Origin of the sequence: Pelagibacterium sp. H642 (assembly GCF_031202855.1) — a bacterium.
Lineage (GTDB): Bacteria > Pseudomonadota > Alphaproteobacteria > Rhizobiales > Devosiaceae > Pelagibacterium.
Window position 1 is genome coordinate 3,197,775 of record NZ_CP101829.1, and the last position, 15,796, is coordinate 3,213,570.

Below are 15,796 nucleotides of genomic sequence, written 5' to 3' on the forward strand. Positions count from 1 at the left end.
TTGCCATGAACAGCCAAGCCCCGGTCACGCGCCATACGCGCCTCACACCCCGGCAGTTCAACGACAAATATGCGGCCTCGCTCGCCGATCCCGAAGCCTTCTGGCGGGAGGAGGGACAGCGCCTCGACTGGATCAAGCCGTATTCGAGGGTCAAGAACACCAGCTACGCCTATCCCGAAGTCTCGATCAAATGGTTCGAGGACGGCATCCTCAACGTGTCGGCCAATTGCATCGACAGACATCTGGCGACCAATGCCGATAAGATTGCGCTTATATTCGAGCCGGATGATCTAAATGATCCCGCCCGGCGCATAACGTTCCAAGAGCTTCATGACGAGGTGTGTCGCTTCGCCAACGTTCTCAGATCCCTTGGTGTTGAGAAGGGGGACCGCGTCACCATCTACCTGCCGATGATCCCCGCCGCCGCCTATGCCATGCTCGCTTGCGCGCGCATTGGGGCGGTGCATTCGGTGGTGTTCGGCGGGTTCTCGCCGGACGCTTTGGCCGGCCGGATCAATGATTGCGACAGTCGCGTCGTCATCACTGCGGATGAAGGTCGCCGGGCGGGCAAGGCCGTGCCGTTGAAGGCCAATGTCGATACCGCGCTCCAGGATTGTCCGGGCGTCGAAAAGGTGATCGTGGTGGAAAACACCGGCAACGCCGTCGCAATGAAGGGATTGCGCGATATCTGGTGGCACGAAGCTGCCGCGGGCGTCGCGCCGTTCTGCGAACCTGAGCCTATGAACGCAGAAGACCCGCTGTTCATCCTCTATACTTCCGGTTCGACGGGTAGGCCGAAGGGCGTGCTCCACACCACCGGCGGCTACCTGGTCTGGGCATCGCTGACCCATGAGATGATCTTCGATCCTCGTCCAGACGAGGTCTATTGGTGCACGGCAGACGTGGGCTGGGTCACCGGCCACACCTATGCGGTCTATGGCCCGCTTGCCAACGGCGTCACCTCACTGTTGTTCGAAGGCGTGCCCAACTGGCCCGATTGTTCCCGCTTCTGGCAGGTGGTCGATCGGCACAAGGTCGCCATCTTCTATACCGCACCCACCGCTATCCGCGCACTGATGGGCGCCGGGGTGGAGTATGTCGAAAAAGCCGATCTCTCATCCCTGCGTCTGATCGGAACAGTGGGCGAGCCGATCAATCCCGAAGCCTGGCAGTGGTACAACAAGAACATCGGCAAGGAGCGCTGCGAGATTGTCGATACCTGGTGGCAAACCGAAACTGGCGGGGCGATGATTACGCCACTGCCGGGCGTCGTTCCCACAAAGCCCGGCTCCGCGACATTGCCGTTTTTCGGGGTCAAGCCTGTGGTGCTCACCGCCGAGGGCGTGGAAATCGCAGAGATCAAGGCCGAGGGCGTTCTTGCCATCGCCGATAGCTGGCCGGGGCAGGCGCGTACCATCTGGGGTGATCATGACCGGTTCGTCGAGACATATTTCTCGACCTACAAGGGGCTCTACTTTACCGGCGATGGCGTCCGTCGCGACGAAGATGGGTATTACTGGATCACGGGTCGCGTGGACGATGTCCTCAACGTCTCCGGCCATCGCCTGGGAACCGCCGAGATCGAAAGCGCGCTCGTCGCTCATCCAAAGGTCTCCGAGGCGGCGGTCGTGGGTTATCCGCACGAAATCAAAGGCCAGGGAATCTATTGCTATGTCACCCTCATGGCGGGGGAAGAGGAAGATTCCGAGCTCGGCAGCGAACTGAGGAACTGGGTCCGCAAGGAAATCGGCCCGATCGCTTCGCCCGACCTCATCCAATTCGCTCCGGGGCTGCCCAAGACCCGCTCCGGCAAGATCATGCGCCGCATCCTGCGCAAGATCGCAGAAGATGACTTTTCATCGCTGGGCGACACCTCAACTCTCGCCGATCCGGGCGTCGTGGACAATCTCATCGAGAACAGGCTGCACCGATCGGACCGTTGACCTGGAATTTGGGGTTTAGGACTTTCGTTGGTCTGGACGCTTGCCGCACACGCACATAAGCAGGTCTTGAACAGACCTGGAGATGGATCGTGGCGCGCAAGACTCTCGAAACCTGGATCGCTGACAGCAAGCTCGACGCCCCAATCGCCGTGATTTTTGCGATGGCCGCCGATTGCGCCATAGAGATCGCCGTCGCTCTGCGGATGGCTTCGGCTGCCGGGGATACGGGCACGGCCCAGGCCGTGAACGTCCAGGGCGAGGTTCAGAAAAAGCTCGACGTGGTTGCCAACGATATCTTCCTGCGCCGTGGCAGGGCCACCGGTGTTCTGGCGGCAATGGTCTCGGAAGAGCTCGATGAAATCGAGCTCGTTGAAAATGCCCGGAATGCACGTCACGCCCTGGTCTTCGACCCGCTCGACGGGTCCTCCAACCTCGAAATCAATGGCGCGGTGGGGTCGATCTTTTCGGTTCTCGACCTGGGCAAAAGCGAAAACGTCGAAACCGATGATGTCTTGCAGCCCGGCAGCAGGCAGGTTGCCGCCGGCTACGTGCTCTACGGGCCCGCAACGCTTCTGGTGCTCACGACCGGCCGTTCCGTCTCGATCTTCAGCCTCGATGAAGCCAGCGCCAGCTTCGTTCTCGTCAACGAGAAAGTCGAAATTCCTGCCGAGAGCGCCGAATTCGCCATCAACGCGTCGCGCCAGTCGCGCTGGTATCCGGCGACCCGTGGCTTCATCGACGCCTGCATCGCCGGCAAATCAGGACCGTTCGGCAAGAGTTACAACATGCGCTGGTGCGCTGCCATGGTTGCCGATCTCCACCGCATCCTGTGCCGGGGCGGCGTGTTTCTCTATCCGGAAGACGAGGACACCAAGGCCAAGGGCGGTCGTTTGCGGCTGCTCTATGAGGCTAACCCGATGAGCATGATCATCGAGGCGGCGGGCGGCGCGTCCACGACCGGAACCGAGCGCATCCTGGATGTCGTTCCGACCAGCCTTCACCAGCGCATCGGCATCATCATCGGATCGCGTGACGAGGTCGAGCGCGCCAAGTCCTTCTATTAACGACAGGTAAACCTTTCCGCATCGTTTTGCGGCAACTGCGTAAGTTTACTGAAAATCCATTCGGCTAATGTCTAGCTCGCGAGTGGCCGGCTTGCCGCCGGTTTGCCAAGGGGCGACACGGGCATGGGACGCAGCTTTTTCGATTTGCTTCGGCGCGAGGATGGCGTCGTCGCGGTGATTTTCGCCGTGATGGCGATTCCCTTCATCGCGATGGCCGGCTGGGCCGTTGACTATGTGCGGCTGCAGCACGTGAAGGATTTCCTGCAGGCAGAAGCAGATTCGGCTGCGCTGAGTGCCCTGCATGATGAGGTGAACTGGTCGGACGTTCGCACGGCCATGCTGGCTGAGGTAGGACGCAGCTACAAGGGCGACTGGGCGCGCCAAATCGACGTCAGAGGGCAGTGGCTGAGTGGAGTCGACTTTGAAGTCGTTGCTGAGGCTGACGTTCCGCTTGCATTCGTGAAGTTGATTCCCGGTGTGGGAGAAACTCAGCACGTCACCGCAACTGCGGTCGCGCGCGTTTCTGAGCCCGAGCTACGCTATAGTCCACCCGAATTTGCCGCGCTCGAATTCGAAGCCTGGGATTTCAATAGGCTGTGGCTCTACTGCTTCTGGCCCGACCGGCCACTTAATGACCCTACACAGCCCAGACGCACTCAGATGGTGCCCATAGCCGACAATGGTGGGTCGGAATTTATTCCCGATGCCGGCAATCCGCTCGAAGATGATAATCCCATCCAGGATGCGCTTCTCCGTTCGTCATATGAGATGCGAACATCACTCGGCGTCGAATACCTGGATTCTCAGGAACAGGGGATTTGGCGGCAGATTAAGAGCGGTAGCATTGGCGAACGCAAATACACCTATCTCATGCCCCAGTGTCCAGCAGGTTCTCATCTGAGTTTGCGGTTGGAAAACGTGTACAACGCGCTCCAAGACGTTCGGGAAAAGAAAATTACCTCTGCTCGATGGGACAGCGGTGGAACGCGCAATAACTACTATACTGATACGATTTCCGAGCGCGGGGTTGCCGATCAGCATACTGGACTTGGCTCACGCAATATTCTTGAAACCATAGTCTGTGAGAGGCGAGAAGAGTGCGTAACGGAAGACGACCGCCCCGGCACCCTTATTCCGCCGCGGCAAACCAACAGAAATCCGCAACGGGCAACCGCCGGCTGTAGCAATGGCCAATACATGTACTACGGCTGGGAAGATCGCATCAGCGGATCGGATCGCGACTACGATGACATTCGCGTTGTCATGGCATGCCCTGAAGAGGTCCGAAGCGGCGAGCGGAACGCTCGCCTGCTGAGTTGATGCATTCATTGCATTCATTGTAGGCAAGGCGGTAGTTCCTTTAAAAACCACTTGTCTCCCCGCGCCCAACCGGGTAAACGCCCCGGCAGTTCTAACTCTTGAATGTATGGTTGTGAGCAATGGGCAAGGAAAAATTCAGCCGCAGTAAGCCGCACGTGAACATTGGCACGATTGGTCACGTTGACCATGGCAAGACGTCTTTGACGGCAGCGATCACCAAGGTTCTGGCCGAGTCGGGTGGTGCGACGTTCACCTCGTATGACAACATCGACAAGGCGCCCGAAGAAAAGGCGCGCGGCATCACGATCTCGACCTCGCACGTCGAGTACGAGACCGCGAACCGGCACTATGCTCACGTGGACTGCCCCGGCCACGCCGACTATGTGAAGAACATGATCACCGGCGCGGCGCAGATGGACGGCGCGATCTTGGTGGTTTCGGCCGCTGACGGCCCGATGCCGCAGACCCGCGAGCACATCCTTCTGGCCCGCCAGGTCGGCGTGCCGGCGCTTGTGGTGTTCCTCAACAAGGTCGACCAGGTCGACGACGAGGAACTGCTTGAGCTGGTCGAGCTCGAGGTGCGCGAGCTGCTCTCCTCGTACGAATTCCCCGGTGACGACATTCCGATCACCAAGGGCTCGGCGCTGATGGCTCTTGAAGACAAGCGCCCCGAGATCGGCCGCGATGCGGTTCTGGCGCTGATGGAAACCGTCGATGCCTACATCCCGACCCCCGAGCGTCCGAAGGATCAGCCCTTCCTGATGCCGGTGGAAGACGTGTTCTCGATCTCGGGCCGCGGCACTGTTGTGACCGGCCGTGTCGAGCGTGGCGTGATCAAGGTTGGCGAGGAAGTCGAGATCGTCGGCATCAAGCCGACCCAGAAGACGACGGTGACCGGCGTCGAGATGTTCCGCAAGCTGCTCGATTCGGGTGAAGCTGGCGACAATATCGGCGCGCTGATCCGCGGTATCGACCGCAACCAGGTTGAGCGCGGCCAGGTGCTGTGCAAGCCCGGTTCGGTGACCCCGCACACCAAGTTCGAAGCCGAGGTCTATATCCTGACCAAGGAAGAGGGCGGCCGTCACACCCCGTTCTTCACCAACTACCGTCCGCAGTTCTACTTCCGGACCACTGACGTGACCGGTGTGGTGACGCTCAATGACGGTGTCGAGATGGTGATGCCGGGCGACAACGTGAAGATCAATGTCGAGCTGATCGTTCCGATCGCCATGGACGAAAAGCTGCGCTTCGCCATCCGCGAAGGCGGCCGCACCGTCGGGTCGGGCGTCGTCTCCAAAATCGTCGCTTAATCGGCGGCAAACGGTTTGAACGGAAAGGGCGGCCTCGGCCGCCCTTTCTTTTTGTCCTTTTCGTCATCGATGGGACTTGCCACTGACCAGCTTTGCCATTAGACACGCCATCGACCTGTTCCACAGGTTCATACCGCGCCCTTGGTGGCGCTGCAGGGGTGTAGCTCAGTTGGTAGAGCATCGGTCTCCAAAACCGAGGGCCGGGGGTTCGAGTCCCTCCGCCCCTGCCATTTTCCTTCCAGTTTGAATCGCCTAAGCCGCCGCTCTACTCTGGGCGCTTGAACAGGCCCACATAGGTCGCCTTGCCGAGGATGTGCCCGTCCATGGCTTCCAGAACCGCCCTGCGGTTCTCGAATGGATCTTCGACCGGTTCGACATCCAGGCTGGTGTCGAGAGCATAGAGCTCGAACACGTAGTGGTGCAGGGGCCCCGCCGCCGGAGCGCCAGGGCCGCGATAGACCGGGCCGGTGGCGCTGGTCTGATAGCTGCCGTCCTCCAATTGCTCGCCACGCTCAACGCCTTCCGGGAGCATTGTGGTATCGGCCGGAATGTTCCAGACCAGCCAGTGAAGCTGATCTTCCAGCGTCATGTCGCGGACAACGTCGATGTCGTGCATATAGAGCACAAAGCTCTCAGTGCCCTCGGGCGGGTTCTCCCAGGAGATCTCAGGGGAGGTGCCTTCTCCCTCAGCGACCCCATCGGCGGCTTGGGAGAAATCAACGGGAATTTCTCCTCCGTCCTCGAAACCGGGAATGGATAGTACGAAGGGCGGAGGTGCTTGGGTGTCCTGCGCCGGTGCTCCCGCCGCTCCGGCGGTCATCAGGGTGATGCTCAGGAATGAGCTCAGAAATATGCTGCGCATTCTGTATCTCCATCGTGAGTTCAACGGTCCCCCGCCGAGGAGTACAATTCATGCGCCAAATGGGGTCAACGCCGCCTCCGGCAAAAACCGGTCGGCTAAGCAATTATAGTATTTTACGTTTTTTCCCCGAGGACAAAGGAGGAGCGCGGTAGGGCCGGCTCCTCCTAATAACTTCAGGCCGCGAATGGACCGGGATCGTCCTCATCCGCATTCGTCCTCGCAAGCGCTTTACCGGGATCGTTGAAGACGGCGATCACCTGGAGTTGACGCTCCTGTCCATCCCGGGCTGTCCAGCCGATCGATTGGCCAGGGCTCAGGCCCAGAAGCGCTGTCCCGATAGGGGTGAGTACCGAAATGGCGCCCGAAGCGATATCCGCTTCGGCAGGAAGAACCAGGCGCACGGTACGCGTGCCTTCGTCACTGATGGCGTAGCTCACCGTCGATCCCATGCGCACGATGTTGGCGGGGATCGGATCGGCGATGGTCGCGCGTTCGAGTTCGCTCATCAAATCTTCGGCGGTTTCTCCGTGCCCGGCAGAGGCGAGGCGGCTGAGAAGTTCGAAATCGTCCTGGCTAACCAGGATGGCGGGCAATTGCCCGTGAGGTGCAAACAAGCTCATTGTTCACTCCATGAGTTATCGACCGCTCAAGCGGTCGTGAGAATCAAAATAGGGGAAGCGTCTGTTGATCCGACTTGATCGGAGGCATGACCCTAAGGTCATGCGACGCAAAGCATGACCTTAGGGTAGCGATCCCATCATGAGATGGCCGCGGCGGAGGCTGTCGAAGGAAAGGTCCGCAAGCTTTGTCATGGGGCTAAAGGTAAGCTGCCCGAAAACAAAGTCAATGGTATGTGTCGGCGCGAAGGGTTGCGATCGGCCCCGGATCTTCCTAAATGAAGAGCCTGTTTCCCTTTTAGTCGTGGAGCCTTCATGGCCAAGCCCGTCCATTCGATGATCCGTGTCCTCGATGAAGAGCGTTCGGTTGATTTCTATCGCCGCGCCTTTGGGCTCGAGGTTCGTGACCGGCTGGAATTCGAGGGCTTTGCGCTTGTCTATCTTCGCCATCCGACGGAATCCGAATTCGAGGTAGAGCTCACCGTCAACTTCGATCGCACCGAGCCCTACCAGTTGGGCGATGGCTATGGTCATCTGGCGGTGACGGTCGAGGATCTGGAAGCCGAGCATGCCCGCTTCAGGAAAGAGGGGCTCGACGTCGGCGATCTCAAGGACTTTCCTTATAAGGGGCAGCCCTTCGCACGCTTCTTTTTCGCCACCGACCCCGATGGATATAAGATCGAGGTTATACAACGCGGCGGCAGGTTTGTTTGACAGCCTCATGGCCGGGCCAAAAAAGATGGTGCGAGGACTTGCGTTCGCACGCTGCAACGTCTAGATAGGCCACTCTTGGCCGTGCGACTCCTACTCGCGCGGCAATTGCTTATGGACTAAAAAGCCCCAGATTTAACACCAGGTATCGAGCGGTATATGGCCCGAACTAATCCTTTTACGTTCTTTCAGCAGGTGCGTTCGGAAGTCGCCAAGGTCGTTTGGCCGACCCGGAACGAGACGCTGATCTCCACCGTGATGGTGCTGGCCATGGTGATCTTCGCGAGCCTTTTCTTTCTGGCCGCCGATCAGATCATTCAGTTCTTTGTCGGGTTAATTCTGTCCATTCGCTAAGGCGAAGCGGCGGATCAGGAGCGTAACAGCAGTATGGCCAAGCGTTGGTACATCGTTCAGGCGTATTCGAACTTCGAGCGCAAGGTTGCCGAGGACATCAAGCAGAAGGTTGTCTCCAACGGCCTTGATCATTTGTTCGACGATGTGCTGGTGCCGACCGAAAAGGTCACCGAAGTGCGTCGCGGCCGCAAGGTAGACGCCGAGCGTAAGTTTTTCCCTGGCTATGTGTTGGTCAAGATGGAGCTCACTGACGAGACGTTCCATCTGATCAAGAACACGCCAAAGGTCACCGGGTTTCTTGGCGCGGATAACAAGCCGCAGCCGATCTCGGAACGCGAGGCAATGAGCATCCTGCAGCAGGTGCAGGAGGGTGTCGATCGTCCCAAGCCGTCCGTCAGCTTCGAGGTTGGCGAGAATGTGCGTGTGTCCGATGGCCCGTTCGCGAGCTTTTCGGGCGTCGTCGAGGAAGTGGACGAAGAGCGTTCGCGCCTCAAGGTCGAGGTTTCGATTTTCGGTCGGCCCACGCCGGTCGAGCTGGAATACGGTCAGGTCGAGAAGGTCTAGGCCGTTCAGTCTCCCTGGGGAGACTAAACTGTGTGGGAGAGGGCGGCGGTTGCCATCTGCTGGGTAAACCTCGAACCACACCGTCACCAAATGGCCGCTTTGGCGGCGTATTGAAAGGAACGACAGATGGCAAAGAAGATTACAGGCTACATCAAGTTGCAGGTGCCTGCCGGCTCTGCGACCCCGTCGCCCCCGATCGGCCCGGCCCTCGGCCAGCGCGGTCTCAACATCATGGAATTCTGCAAGGCCTTCAACGCCGCTACGCAGGAAATGGAAAAGGGTGCTCCGATTCCGGTCGTGATCACCGCTTTCGCCGACAAGAGCTTCACCTTCGAAATGAAGCTGCCCCCGGTCACCTACTTCATCAAGAAGGCGATCAATCTCAAGTCCGGCTCCAAGAAGCCGGGTCACGACAGCGCTGGCAAGCTCACTGAAGCCCAGGTGCGCGAGATTGCCGAAAAGAAGATGAAGGACCTCAACGCGGATACCGTCGAAGCCGCGATGAGCATGGTTGCTGGTTCCGCCCGTTCCATGGGCCTGCAGGTCGAGGGTTAAGGGTTATGAGCAAGCTCGCAAAGCGCACGAAGTCCATTCGCGAAGGCATTGACCGCAAGAAGCTTTATGGCGTCGATGAGGCCATCAAGATGGTCAAGGAACGCGCTACGGCCAAGTTCGACGAAACCGTCGAAGTCGCCTTGAACCTGGGCGTTGATCCGCGTCACGCCGACCAGATGGTCCGCGGCGTCGTCAACCTTCCCAATGGCACGGGCAAGACCGTCCGCGTCGCCGTGTTCGCCAAGGATGCCAAGGCTGAGGAAGCCAAGGCCGCCGGTGCCGATATCGTGGGCGCCGACGATCTGGCTGCCGACATTCAGGCTGGCAAGATCGATTTCGATCGCTGCATCGCCACTCCGGACATGATGCCGCTGGTCGGTCGCCTCGGTAAGATTCTGGGCCCGCGCAACCTCATGCCGAACCCCAAGGTCGGCACCGTGACCCCCGACGTCGCCGGCGCCGTCAAGGCTGCCAAGGGCGGTGCCGTGGAGTTCCGCGTGGAAAAGGCCGGCATTATTCATGCCGGCGTGGGCAAGGCCTCGTTCACCGAAGCTCAGCTCGTCGAAAACATCAAGGCGCTTGCTGACGCCGTGACCAAGGCCAAGCCCTCGGGCGCCAAGGGCACCTACGTCAAGCGCGTCGCGGTTTCCTCGACCATGGGCGCCGGCGTCCATGTCGATCCCTCGTCGGTCCTCTAAGGCTGATCGAGAAACCAGTTTCGGGCGGTTCCGGCCGCCCGGGATGCCGGGAAGGGCGAAATCCCTTTCCGGTAAAGTCCTGTCCGAGACTGCGTGGTGATGGCGGCTTGCCATCCTAAGCGCCGGGGGCTCCCTGCAGCCACCAATAGATGGGGTGACGACCCGGACGAGATTTCCGCAATGCGGCTCGTTTTGGTTTGAACCGAACCGGTCCCTGGGGCGTGCCCCTCGATTGGTTTACAGGCACTGCACCGCTGCCCGATGGGTGGCTTATTGCAACGGGTTCGATCCATGAGGGATCGGGCCTAACTCGTGGAGAGTAGCAGTGGATAGAGCGGAAAAAGCTGAGGTCGTCTCCTCGCTCCAGCAGGCGTTTGCCGGCTCGGGCGCGGTTGTCGTCGCTCACTATGCCGGTCTGTCGGTGTCTGACTTCGAAAAGCTGCGTGTGCAGATGAAGCAGGCCGGTGGACAGGTTAAGGTCGCAAAGAACCGCCTTGCCAAGCTCGCTCTTAAGGAAACCGAAATCGCGGATTTCTCGGGTCTTCTGACTGGCCCGACGGTCCTTGCCTATTCGGAAGATCCCATCACGGCACCTCGTGTTGCCAAGAAGTTCGCCGACTCGAACTCCAAGTTCGTGATCCTCGGCGGCGCCATGGGTTCGACCGAGCTCGACGCCGAAGGCGTCAAGGCTCTGGCCGATCTGCCTTCGCTGGACGAACTGCGCGCAAAGCTCGCCGGTCTGCTCACGCAGCCTGCGGCCCAGATCGCACGTCTGGTCAAGGAACCGAGCGCATCCGTCGCTCGCGTTATCTCCGCTTATTCGGAAAAGGGCGCTGCATAAGGCGGCGCGATCATCCACGGTTCAAACTGAAACCAAGTACCCAAAGAAAAGGCTGATCAAATGGCTGATCTTGCAAAGCTCGTAGACGATTTGTCTGCACTGACCGTCCTGGAAGCTTCCGAGCTCTCCAAGATGCTTGAAGAGAAGTGGGGCGTTTCCGCCGCCGCTCCTGTTGCCGTTGCTGCTGCTGGTGGCGCTGCCGCCGGTGCCGCTCCGGCTGAAGAAAAGGACGAGTTCGACGTTGTCCTGACGTCGGCTGGTGACCAGAAGATCAACGTCATCAAGGAAGTCCGTGGCATCACCGGCCTCGGCCTCAAGGAAGCCAAGGACCTCGTCGAAGGCGCTCCCAAGGCTGTCAAGGAAGGTGTCAACAAGGCGGAAGCCGAAGACATCAAGGCAAAGCTCGAGGCCGCCGGCGCCAAGGTCGAACTCAAGTAAGTTCGTCTTTCGAGACGTTTTTCGGGATGGCCCACGGGCCATCCCGTTCCCGCTTCCGGAGTATGATGGAAGCGGACGCCACCCTGCTTAGAAGGGCAGGGCGGAAGTTGCGGAACAGGCGGTGATCCCGGCAAGGCCACTATCGGCCGGTATGAGATCCGCCAGACAACATAATGTCAGAAAGGGCACCTGTTCAAAGAACCGACGGCTGATTGTCGATTCTTTGAACAGTTGCCTCCGAGACGCTTCAAACGAGAGGAAACGGGTACATGGCTACCACGTTCAACGGGCGCCGCAAGGTGCGCAAGTCCTTTGGGTCCATTCGTGAAGTCACGGAGATGCCGAACCTGATCGAGGTCCAGAAGGCTTCGTACGATCAGTTCCTGATGGTCGATGAGCCCCAAGGCGGCCGCGGCGATGAAGGCCTGCAGTCGGTTTTCCGGTCGGTCTTCCCCATCACAGACTTCTCCAACACCGCCTCGCTCGAATTCGTGCGTTACGAATTCGAACAGCCCAAATACGACGTCGAGGAATGCCGCCAGCGCGACATGACCTTTGCCGCGCCGCTTAAGGTGACGCTGCGGCTGATCGTTTTCGAGGTCGATGAAGACACCGGCGCCCGGTCCGTCAAGGACATCAAGGAGCAGGACGTCTATATGGGCGACATGCCCTTCATGACCTCGAACGGCACCTTCATCGTCAACGGCACAGAGCGCGTCATCGTCTCCCAGATGCACCGCTCGCCCGGCGTGTTCTTCGATCACGACAAGGGCAAGACCCACTCTTCGGGCAAGCTGCTGTTTGCCGCGCGCATTATTCCCTATCGCGGTTCCTGGCTCGATATCGAATTCGACGCCAAGGACATCGTCTATGCGCGCATCGACCGCCGCCGCAAGATCCCGGTGACCTCGCTGCTCAAGGCTCTCGGTCTTGATGCCGAGGAAATCCTCGAGACCTATTACGACATCCAGACCTACACCAAGGGTGAAAAGGGCTGGAACAAGCCGTTCGACGCCGACAAGATGAAGGGCACCAAGCCTATTTTCGATCTGATCGACGCCAAGACCGGCGACGTCGTGCATGAAGGCGGTACGCGCCTGACCCAGCGCGCCGCCAAGAAGCTCGTGGAAGCCGGTGTCACGCACCTGCTCGCCACCGATGAAGACCTTTACGGCATGTACCTGGCCAGGGACATGGTCGATCTCTCCAATGGTGAGATCTTTGCCGAAGCCGGTGACGAAATCGACGAAAAGCTGCTTGCGGCGCTGGTCGACAAGGGCTTCGACGAGTTGCCGATCCTCGACATAGACCACGTCAATGTCGGCGCCTATATCCGCAACACGCTGGCCGTGGACAAGAACGAGACCCGTGAGGACGCTCTGTTCGATATCTACCGCGTCATGCGTCCGGGCGAGCCGCCCACCGTGGAAACTGCCGAAGCGATGTTCAATTCGCTGTTCTTCGATTCCGAGCGCTACGACCTCTCCTCGGTCGGTCGCGTCAAGATGAACATGCGTCTCGACCTCGAAGCCGAAGATACCGTGCGCGTTCTGCGCAAGGAAGATATCGTTGCGGTCGTGCGTACGCTCGTCGAACTGCGCGACGGCAAGGGCGAAATCGACGACATCGACAATCTCGGTAACCGCCGCGTGCGTTCGGTGGGCGAGCTGATGGAAAACCACTATCGCCTCGGCCTGCTGCGCATGGAACGCGCCATCAAGGAGCGCATGAGCTCGGTCGAGATCGATACGGTCATGCCGCAGGATCTGATCAACGCCAAGCCGGCTGCTGCCGCTGTGCGCGAGTTCTTCGGCTCGTCGCAGCTTTCGCAGTTCATGGACCAGATCAACCCGCTCTCGGAAATCACCCACAAGCGTCGTCTTTCGGCGCTCGGGCCGGGTGGTCTTACCCGCGAGCGTGCAGGCTTTGAAGTCCGCGACGTTCACGTCACGCACTATGGCCGCATCTGCCCGATCGAAACGCCGGAAGGTCCGAACATCGGCCTGATCAACTCTCTGGCCACCTTCGCCCGCGTCAACAAGTACGGGTTCATCGAAACCCCGTACCGCAAGGTCGTGGACGGAAAGGTGACCGACGAGGTCGTCTATCTCTCGGCAATGGAGGAGGCCAAGCACCACGTTGCCCAGGCCAACGCCAATGTCGACGCTGACGGCAAGTTCGCCAATGAGATGGTCGTGGCCCGTCACGCCGGCGAGCCTTCGCTCACCCCGCGCGAGATGGTCGATCTGATGGACGTTTCGCCCAAGCAGGTCGTTTCGGTTGCCGCTTCGCTCATTCCGTTCCTGGAAAACGACGACGCCAACCGCGCTCTCATGGGCTCGAACATGCAGCGTCAGGCCGTGCCGCTTCTGCGTGCCGAAGCCCCGTTCGTGGGCACCGGCATGGAGTCGGTCGTGGCTCGTGACTCCGGCGCCGCGATTGCTGCCCGTCGCAGCGGTATCGTCGATCAGGTGGATGCAACCCGTATCGTTATCCGCGCGACCGAAGAAACCGATGCGTCCAAGTCCGGCGTCGACATCTACAACCTGATGAAGTTCCAGCGCTCGAACCAGTCGACCTGCATCAACCAGCGTCCGCTGGTGGTTGTCGGCGATCATGTCCAGGCTGGCGACATCATCGCCGATGGTCCTTCGACCGAACTGGGCGATCTGGCCCTGGGCCGCAACGTGCTTGTCGCGTTCATGCCTTGGAACGGCTACAACTTCGAAGACTCGATCCTGCTCTCTGAAAAGATCGTTCAGGACGACGTCTTCACCTCGATTCACATCGAGGAATATGAAGTCATGGCCCGCGACACCAAACTCGGTCCGGAAGAAATCACCCGCGATATCCCGAACGTTTCGGAAGAAGCGCTCAAGAACCTCGACGAAGCGGGCATTGTCCACATCGGCGCCGAGGTCCAGGCTGGTGATATCCTGGTCGGCAAGATCACGCCCAAGGGCGAAAGCCCGATGACGCCGGAAGAAAAGCTCCTGCGCGCCATCTTCGGTGAAAAGGCGTCCGACGTTCGCGATACCTCGCTCCGCATGCCGCCGGGCGATGCCGGCATCGTCGTGGAAGTCCGCGTCTTCAACCGGCACGGCATCGACAAGGACGAGCGTGCCATGGCCATCGAGCGCGAGGAAATCGAGCGCTTGGCCAAGGACCGTGACGACGAGCAGTCGATCCTCGACCGCAACGTCTATGCGCGTTTGAAGGAAATGCTGTTCGGCAAGGCCGCGACCTCGGGTCCCAAGGGCTACGTCGCGGGCACCAAGCTCAACGACTCGATCTTCGACGCTCATGCTCGATCCAAGTGGTGGCAGTTCGCCGTCGAAGACGACAAGCTGATGAGCGAGATCGAAGCCCTGCAGGCGCAGTATGACGAATCCCGTCGTCTGCTCGAGCAGCGTTTCATCGACAAGGTCGACAAGCTCCAGCGCGGTGACGAACTTCCGCCGGGCGTGATGAAGATGGTCAAGGTCTTCGTTGCGACCAAGCGCAAGATCCAGTCGGGCGACAAGATGGCCGGCCGTCACGGGAACAAGGGTGTGGTGTCGCGCATCATGCCGGTCGAGGACATGCCGTTCCTCGAAGACGGTACCCATGTGGATATCGTGCTCAACCCGCTCGGCGTGCCTTCGCGCATGAATGTGGGCCAGATTCTGGAAACCCATCTGGGCTGGGCTGCTCGTGGCATGGGCCGCAAGATCGACGCCATGATGGAAGCCTATCGGCAGTCCAAGGACGTGACGCCGCTCAAGAAGGAAATCTCCGCTCTTTATGACGGCGACGAATTCGTGGGCGATCTGGACGACGACAGCGTCGTTCGTCTCGGCCAGCAGATCTCCAAGGGTGTTTCCATCGCAACGCCGGTGTTCGACGGTGCCAAGGAAGCTGACATCGTCCAGATGCTGGAACAGGCCGGACTCGATGGCTCGGGTCAGTCCACGCTCTATGATGGGCGTACTGGCGATGCTTTCGACCGTAAGGTGACCGTGGGCTACATCTACATGCTCAAGCTCAACCACCTTGTGGACGACAAGATCCACGCCCGTTCGATCGGCCCCTACAGCCTGGTCACCCAGCAGCCGCTCGGTGGTAAGGCCCAGTTCGGTGGCCAGCGTTTCGGTGAGATGGAGGTGTGGGCGCTCGAAGCTTACGGTGCCGCTTACACCTTGCAGGAAATGCTCACCGTCAAGTCGGACGACGTTGCCGGCCGTACCAAGGTCTATGAGGCCATCGTGCGTGGCGACGACACCTTCGAAGCGGGCATCCCCGAGAGCTTCAACGTTCTCGTCAAGGAAATCCGTTCGCTGGGTCTCAACGTCGAATTGACCGACATGGAAGCGGACAATGACGAGCCGGGTGGCGATCCCGAACTCGCACCTCCTGCGGACGCGGCGGAATAATCCGCCGCTTCCAACTGGCCGGAGCGTACCTATATAGGGCGCTTCCGGCCTGAACCGATTGCTTTTGCCTCGCAGTGCGCTCGCTCCAGCAGCGCTGTCGGGGCATC

The 15,796-nt window shown here is 59.8% G+C and carries 14 protein-coding genes and 1 tRNA gene; 13 read left to right on the forward strand and 2 right to left on the reverse strand.

Annotation, left to right across the window (positions count from 1 at the left end):
* The first annotated feature begins 5 nt into the window (after window positions 1–5).
* The 5 genes from acs (at window position 6) to NO934_RS15960 (ending at window position 5,867) form a co-directional block, all read left to right on the forward strand.
* Window positions 6–1,943 carry an acetate--CoA ligase gene (gene acs, locus NO934_RS15940; RefSeq protein WP_309160975.1) on the forward strand — a complete coding sequence of 646 codons (1,938 nt, stop codon included), beginning with the start codon at window positions 6–8 and terminating at the stop codon, window positions 1,941–1,943.
* Between the two features lie 89 nt (window positions 1,944–2,032).
* Window positions 2,033–3,007 (forward strand): class 1 fructose-bisphosphatase, encoded by a 975-nt coding sequence (locus NO934_RS15945; protein ID WP_309160977.1) that lies wholly within the window; start codon window positions 2,033–2,035, stop codon window positions 3,005–3,007.
* A gap of 123 nt (window positions 3,008–3,130) precedes the next feature.
* The gene (locus NO934_RS15950; protein ID WP_309160978.1) at window positions 3,131–4,327 is read left to right on the forward strand and encodes a Tad domain-containing protein; all 1,197 of its coding nucleotides are present in this window, start codon (window positions 3,131–3,133) and stop codon (window positions 4,325–4,327) included.
* 119 nt (window positions 4,328–4,446) lie between these two features.
* Complete coding sequence (gene tuf / locus NO934_RS15955) at window positions 4,447–5,637, forward strand: elongation factor Tu (protein WP_309160979.1); 1,191 nt, start codon at window positions 4,447–4,449, stop codon at window positions 5,635–5,637.
* A 154-nt stretch (window positions 5,638–5,791) separates the two neighbouring features.
* Window positions 5,792–5,867: transfer RNA gene (locus tag NO934_RS15960), tRNA-Trp, on the forward strand.
* Window positions 5,868–5,902: 35 nt separating this feature from the next.
* Here the strand turns inward: NO934_RS15960 and NO934_RS15965 are convergent.
* On the reverse strand, window positions 5,903–6,499 hold the full coding sequence (locus NO934_RS15965) for a YbhB/YbcL family Raf kinase inhibitor-like protein (protein WP_309160980.1): 597 nt from the start codon (window positions 6,497–6,499) through the stop codon (window positions 5,903–5,905).
* Between the two features lie 173 nt (window positions 6,500–6,672).
* A complete protein-coding gene (gene rnk / locus NO934_RS15970; RefSeq protein ID WP_309160981.1) occupies window positions 6,673–7,119 on the reverse strand; it encodes a nucleoside diphosphate kinase regulator in 447 nt (148 codons plus the stop codon).
* Window positions 7,120–7,431: 312 nt separating this feature from the next.
* Between rnk and NO934_RS15975 the strand changes: the two genes are divergently transcribed.
* The 8 genes from NO934_RS15975 (at window position 7,432) to rpoB (ending at window position 15,689) form a co-directional block, all read left to right on the forward strand.
* Entirely contained in the window at window positions 7,432–7,830 is a 399-nt protein-coding gene (locus NO934_RS15975; RefSeq protein ID WP_309160982.1) for a VOC family protein, read from the forward strand.
* A gap of 156 nt (window positions 7,831–7,986) precedes the next feature.
* Entirely contained in the window at window positions 7,987–8,181 is a 195-nt protein-coding gene (gene secE, locus NO934_RS15980; RefSeq protein WP_309160983.1) for a preprotein translocase subunit SecE, read from the forward strand.
* Between the two features lie 33 nt (window positions 8,182–8,214).
* The gene (gene nusG, locus NO934_RS15985) at window positions 8,215–8,745 is read left to right on the forward strand and encodes a transcription termination/antitermination protein NusG (protein WP_309160984.1); all 531 of its coding nucleotides are present in this window, start codon (window positions 8,215–8,217) and stop codon (window positions 8,743–8,745) included.
* 126 nt (window positions 8,746–8,871) lie between these two features.
* Complete coding sequence (gene rplK / locus NO934_RS15990) at window positions 8,872–9,300, forward strand: 50S ribosomal protein L11 (RefSeq protein ID WP_309160985.1); 429 nt, start codon at window positions 8,872–8,874, stop codon at window positions 9,298–9,300.
* Between the two features lie 5 nt (window positions 9,301–9,305).
* A complete protein-coding gene (gene rplA, locus NO934_RS15995) occupies window positions 9,306–9,998 on the forward strand; it encodes a 50S ribosomal protein L1 (RefSeq protein WP_309160986.1) in 693 nt (230 codons plus the stop codon).
* Window positions 9,999–10,323: 325 nt separating this feature from the next.
* Complete coding sequence (gene rplJ, locus NO934_RS16000; protein WP_309160987.1) at window positions 10,324–10,839, forward strand: 50S ribosomal protein L10; 516 nt, start codon at window positions 10,324–10,326, stop codon at window positions 10,837–10,839.
* Between the two features lie 60 nt (window positions 10,840–10,899).
* On the forward strand, window positions 10,900–11,277 hold the full coding sequence (rplL, locus tag NO934_RS16005) for a 50S ribosomal protein L7/L12 (RefSeq protein WP_309160988.1): 378 nt from the start codon (window positions 10,900–10,902) through the stop codon (window positions 11,275–11,277).
* Window positions 11,278–11,546: 269 nt separating this feature from the next.
* On the forward strand, window positions 11,547–15,689 hold the full coding sequence (gene rpoB, locus NO934_RS16010) for a DNA-directed RNA polymerase subunit beta (RefSeq protein WP_309160989.1): 4,143 nt from the start codon (window positions 11,547–11,549) through the stop codon (window positions 15,687–15,689).
* The last annotated feature ends 107 nt before the right edge of the window (window positions 15,690–15,796 follow it).

Excerpts from the sequence above, each read along its gene's own strand:
- acs (WP_309160975.1), top strand. The coding sequence starts at position 6 with ATGAACAGCCAAGCCCCGGTCACGCGCCATACGCGCCTCACACCCCGG.
- NO934_RS15950 (WP_309160978.1), top strand. The coding sequence starts at position 3,131 with ATGGGACGCAGCTTTTTCGATTTGCTTCGGCGCGAGGATGGCGTCGTC.
- tuf (WP_309160979.1), top strand. The coding sequence starts at position 4,447 with ATGGGCAAGGAAAAATTCAGCCGCAGTAAGCCGCACGTGAACATTGGC.
- NO934_RS15965 (WP_309160980.1), bottom strand. The coding sequence starts at position 6,499 with ATGCGCAGCATATTTCTGAGCTCATTCCTGAGCATCACCCTGATGACC.
- rnk (WP_309160981.1), bottom strand. The coding sequence starts at position 7,119 with ATGAGCTTGTTTGCACCTCACGGGCAATTGCCCGCCATCCTGGTTAGC.
- NO934_RS15975 (WP_309160982.1), top strand. The coding sequence starts at position 7,432 with ATGGCCAAGCCCGTCCATTCGATGATCCGTGTCCTCGATGAAGAGCGT.
- secE (WP_309160983.1), top strand. The coding sequence starts at position 7,987 with ATGGCCCGAACTAATCCTTTTACGTTCTTTCAGCAGGTGCGTTCGGAA.
- nusG (WP_309160984.1), top strand. The coding sequence starts at position 8,215 with ATGGCCAAGCGTTGGTACATCGTTCAGGCGTATTCGAACTTCGAGCGC.
- rplK (WP_309160985.1), top strand. The coding sequence starts at position 8,872 with ATGGCAAAGAAGATTACAGGCTACATCAAGTTGCAGGTGCCTGCCGGC.
- rplA (WP_309160986.1), top strand. The coding sequence starts at position 9,306 with ATGAGCAAGCTCGCAAAGCGCACGAAGTCCATTCGCGAAGGCATTGAC.
- rplL (WP_309160988.1), top strand. The coding sequence starts at position 10,900 with ATGGCTGATCTTGCAAAGCTCGTAGACGATTTGTCTGCACTGACCGTC.
- rpoB (WP_309160989.1), top strand. The coding sequence starts at position 11,547 with ATGGCTACCACGTTCAACGGGCGCCGCAAGGTGCGCAAGTCCTTTGGG.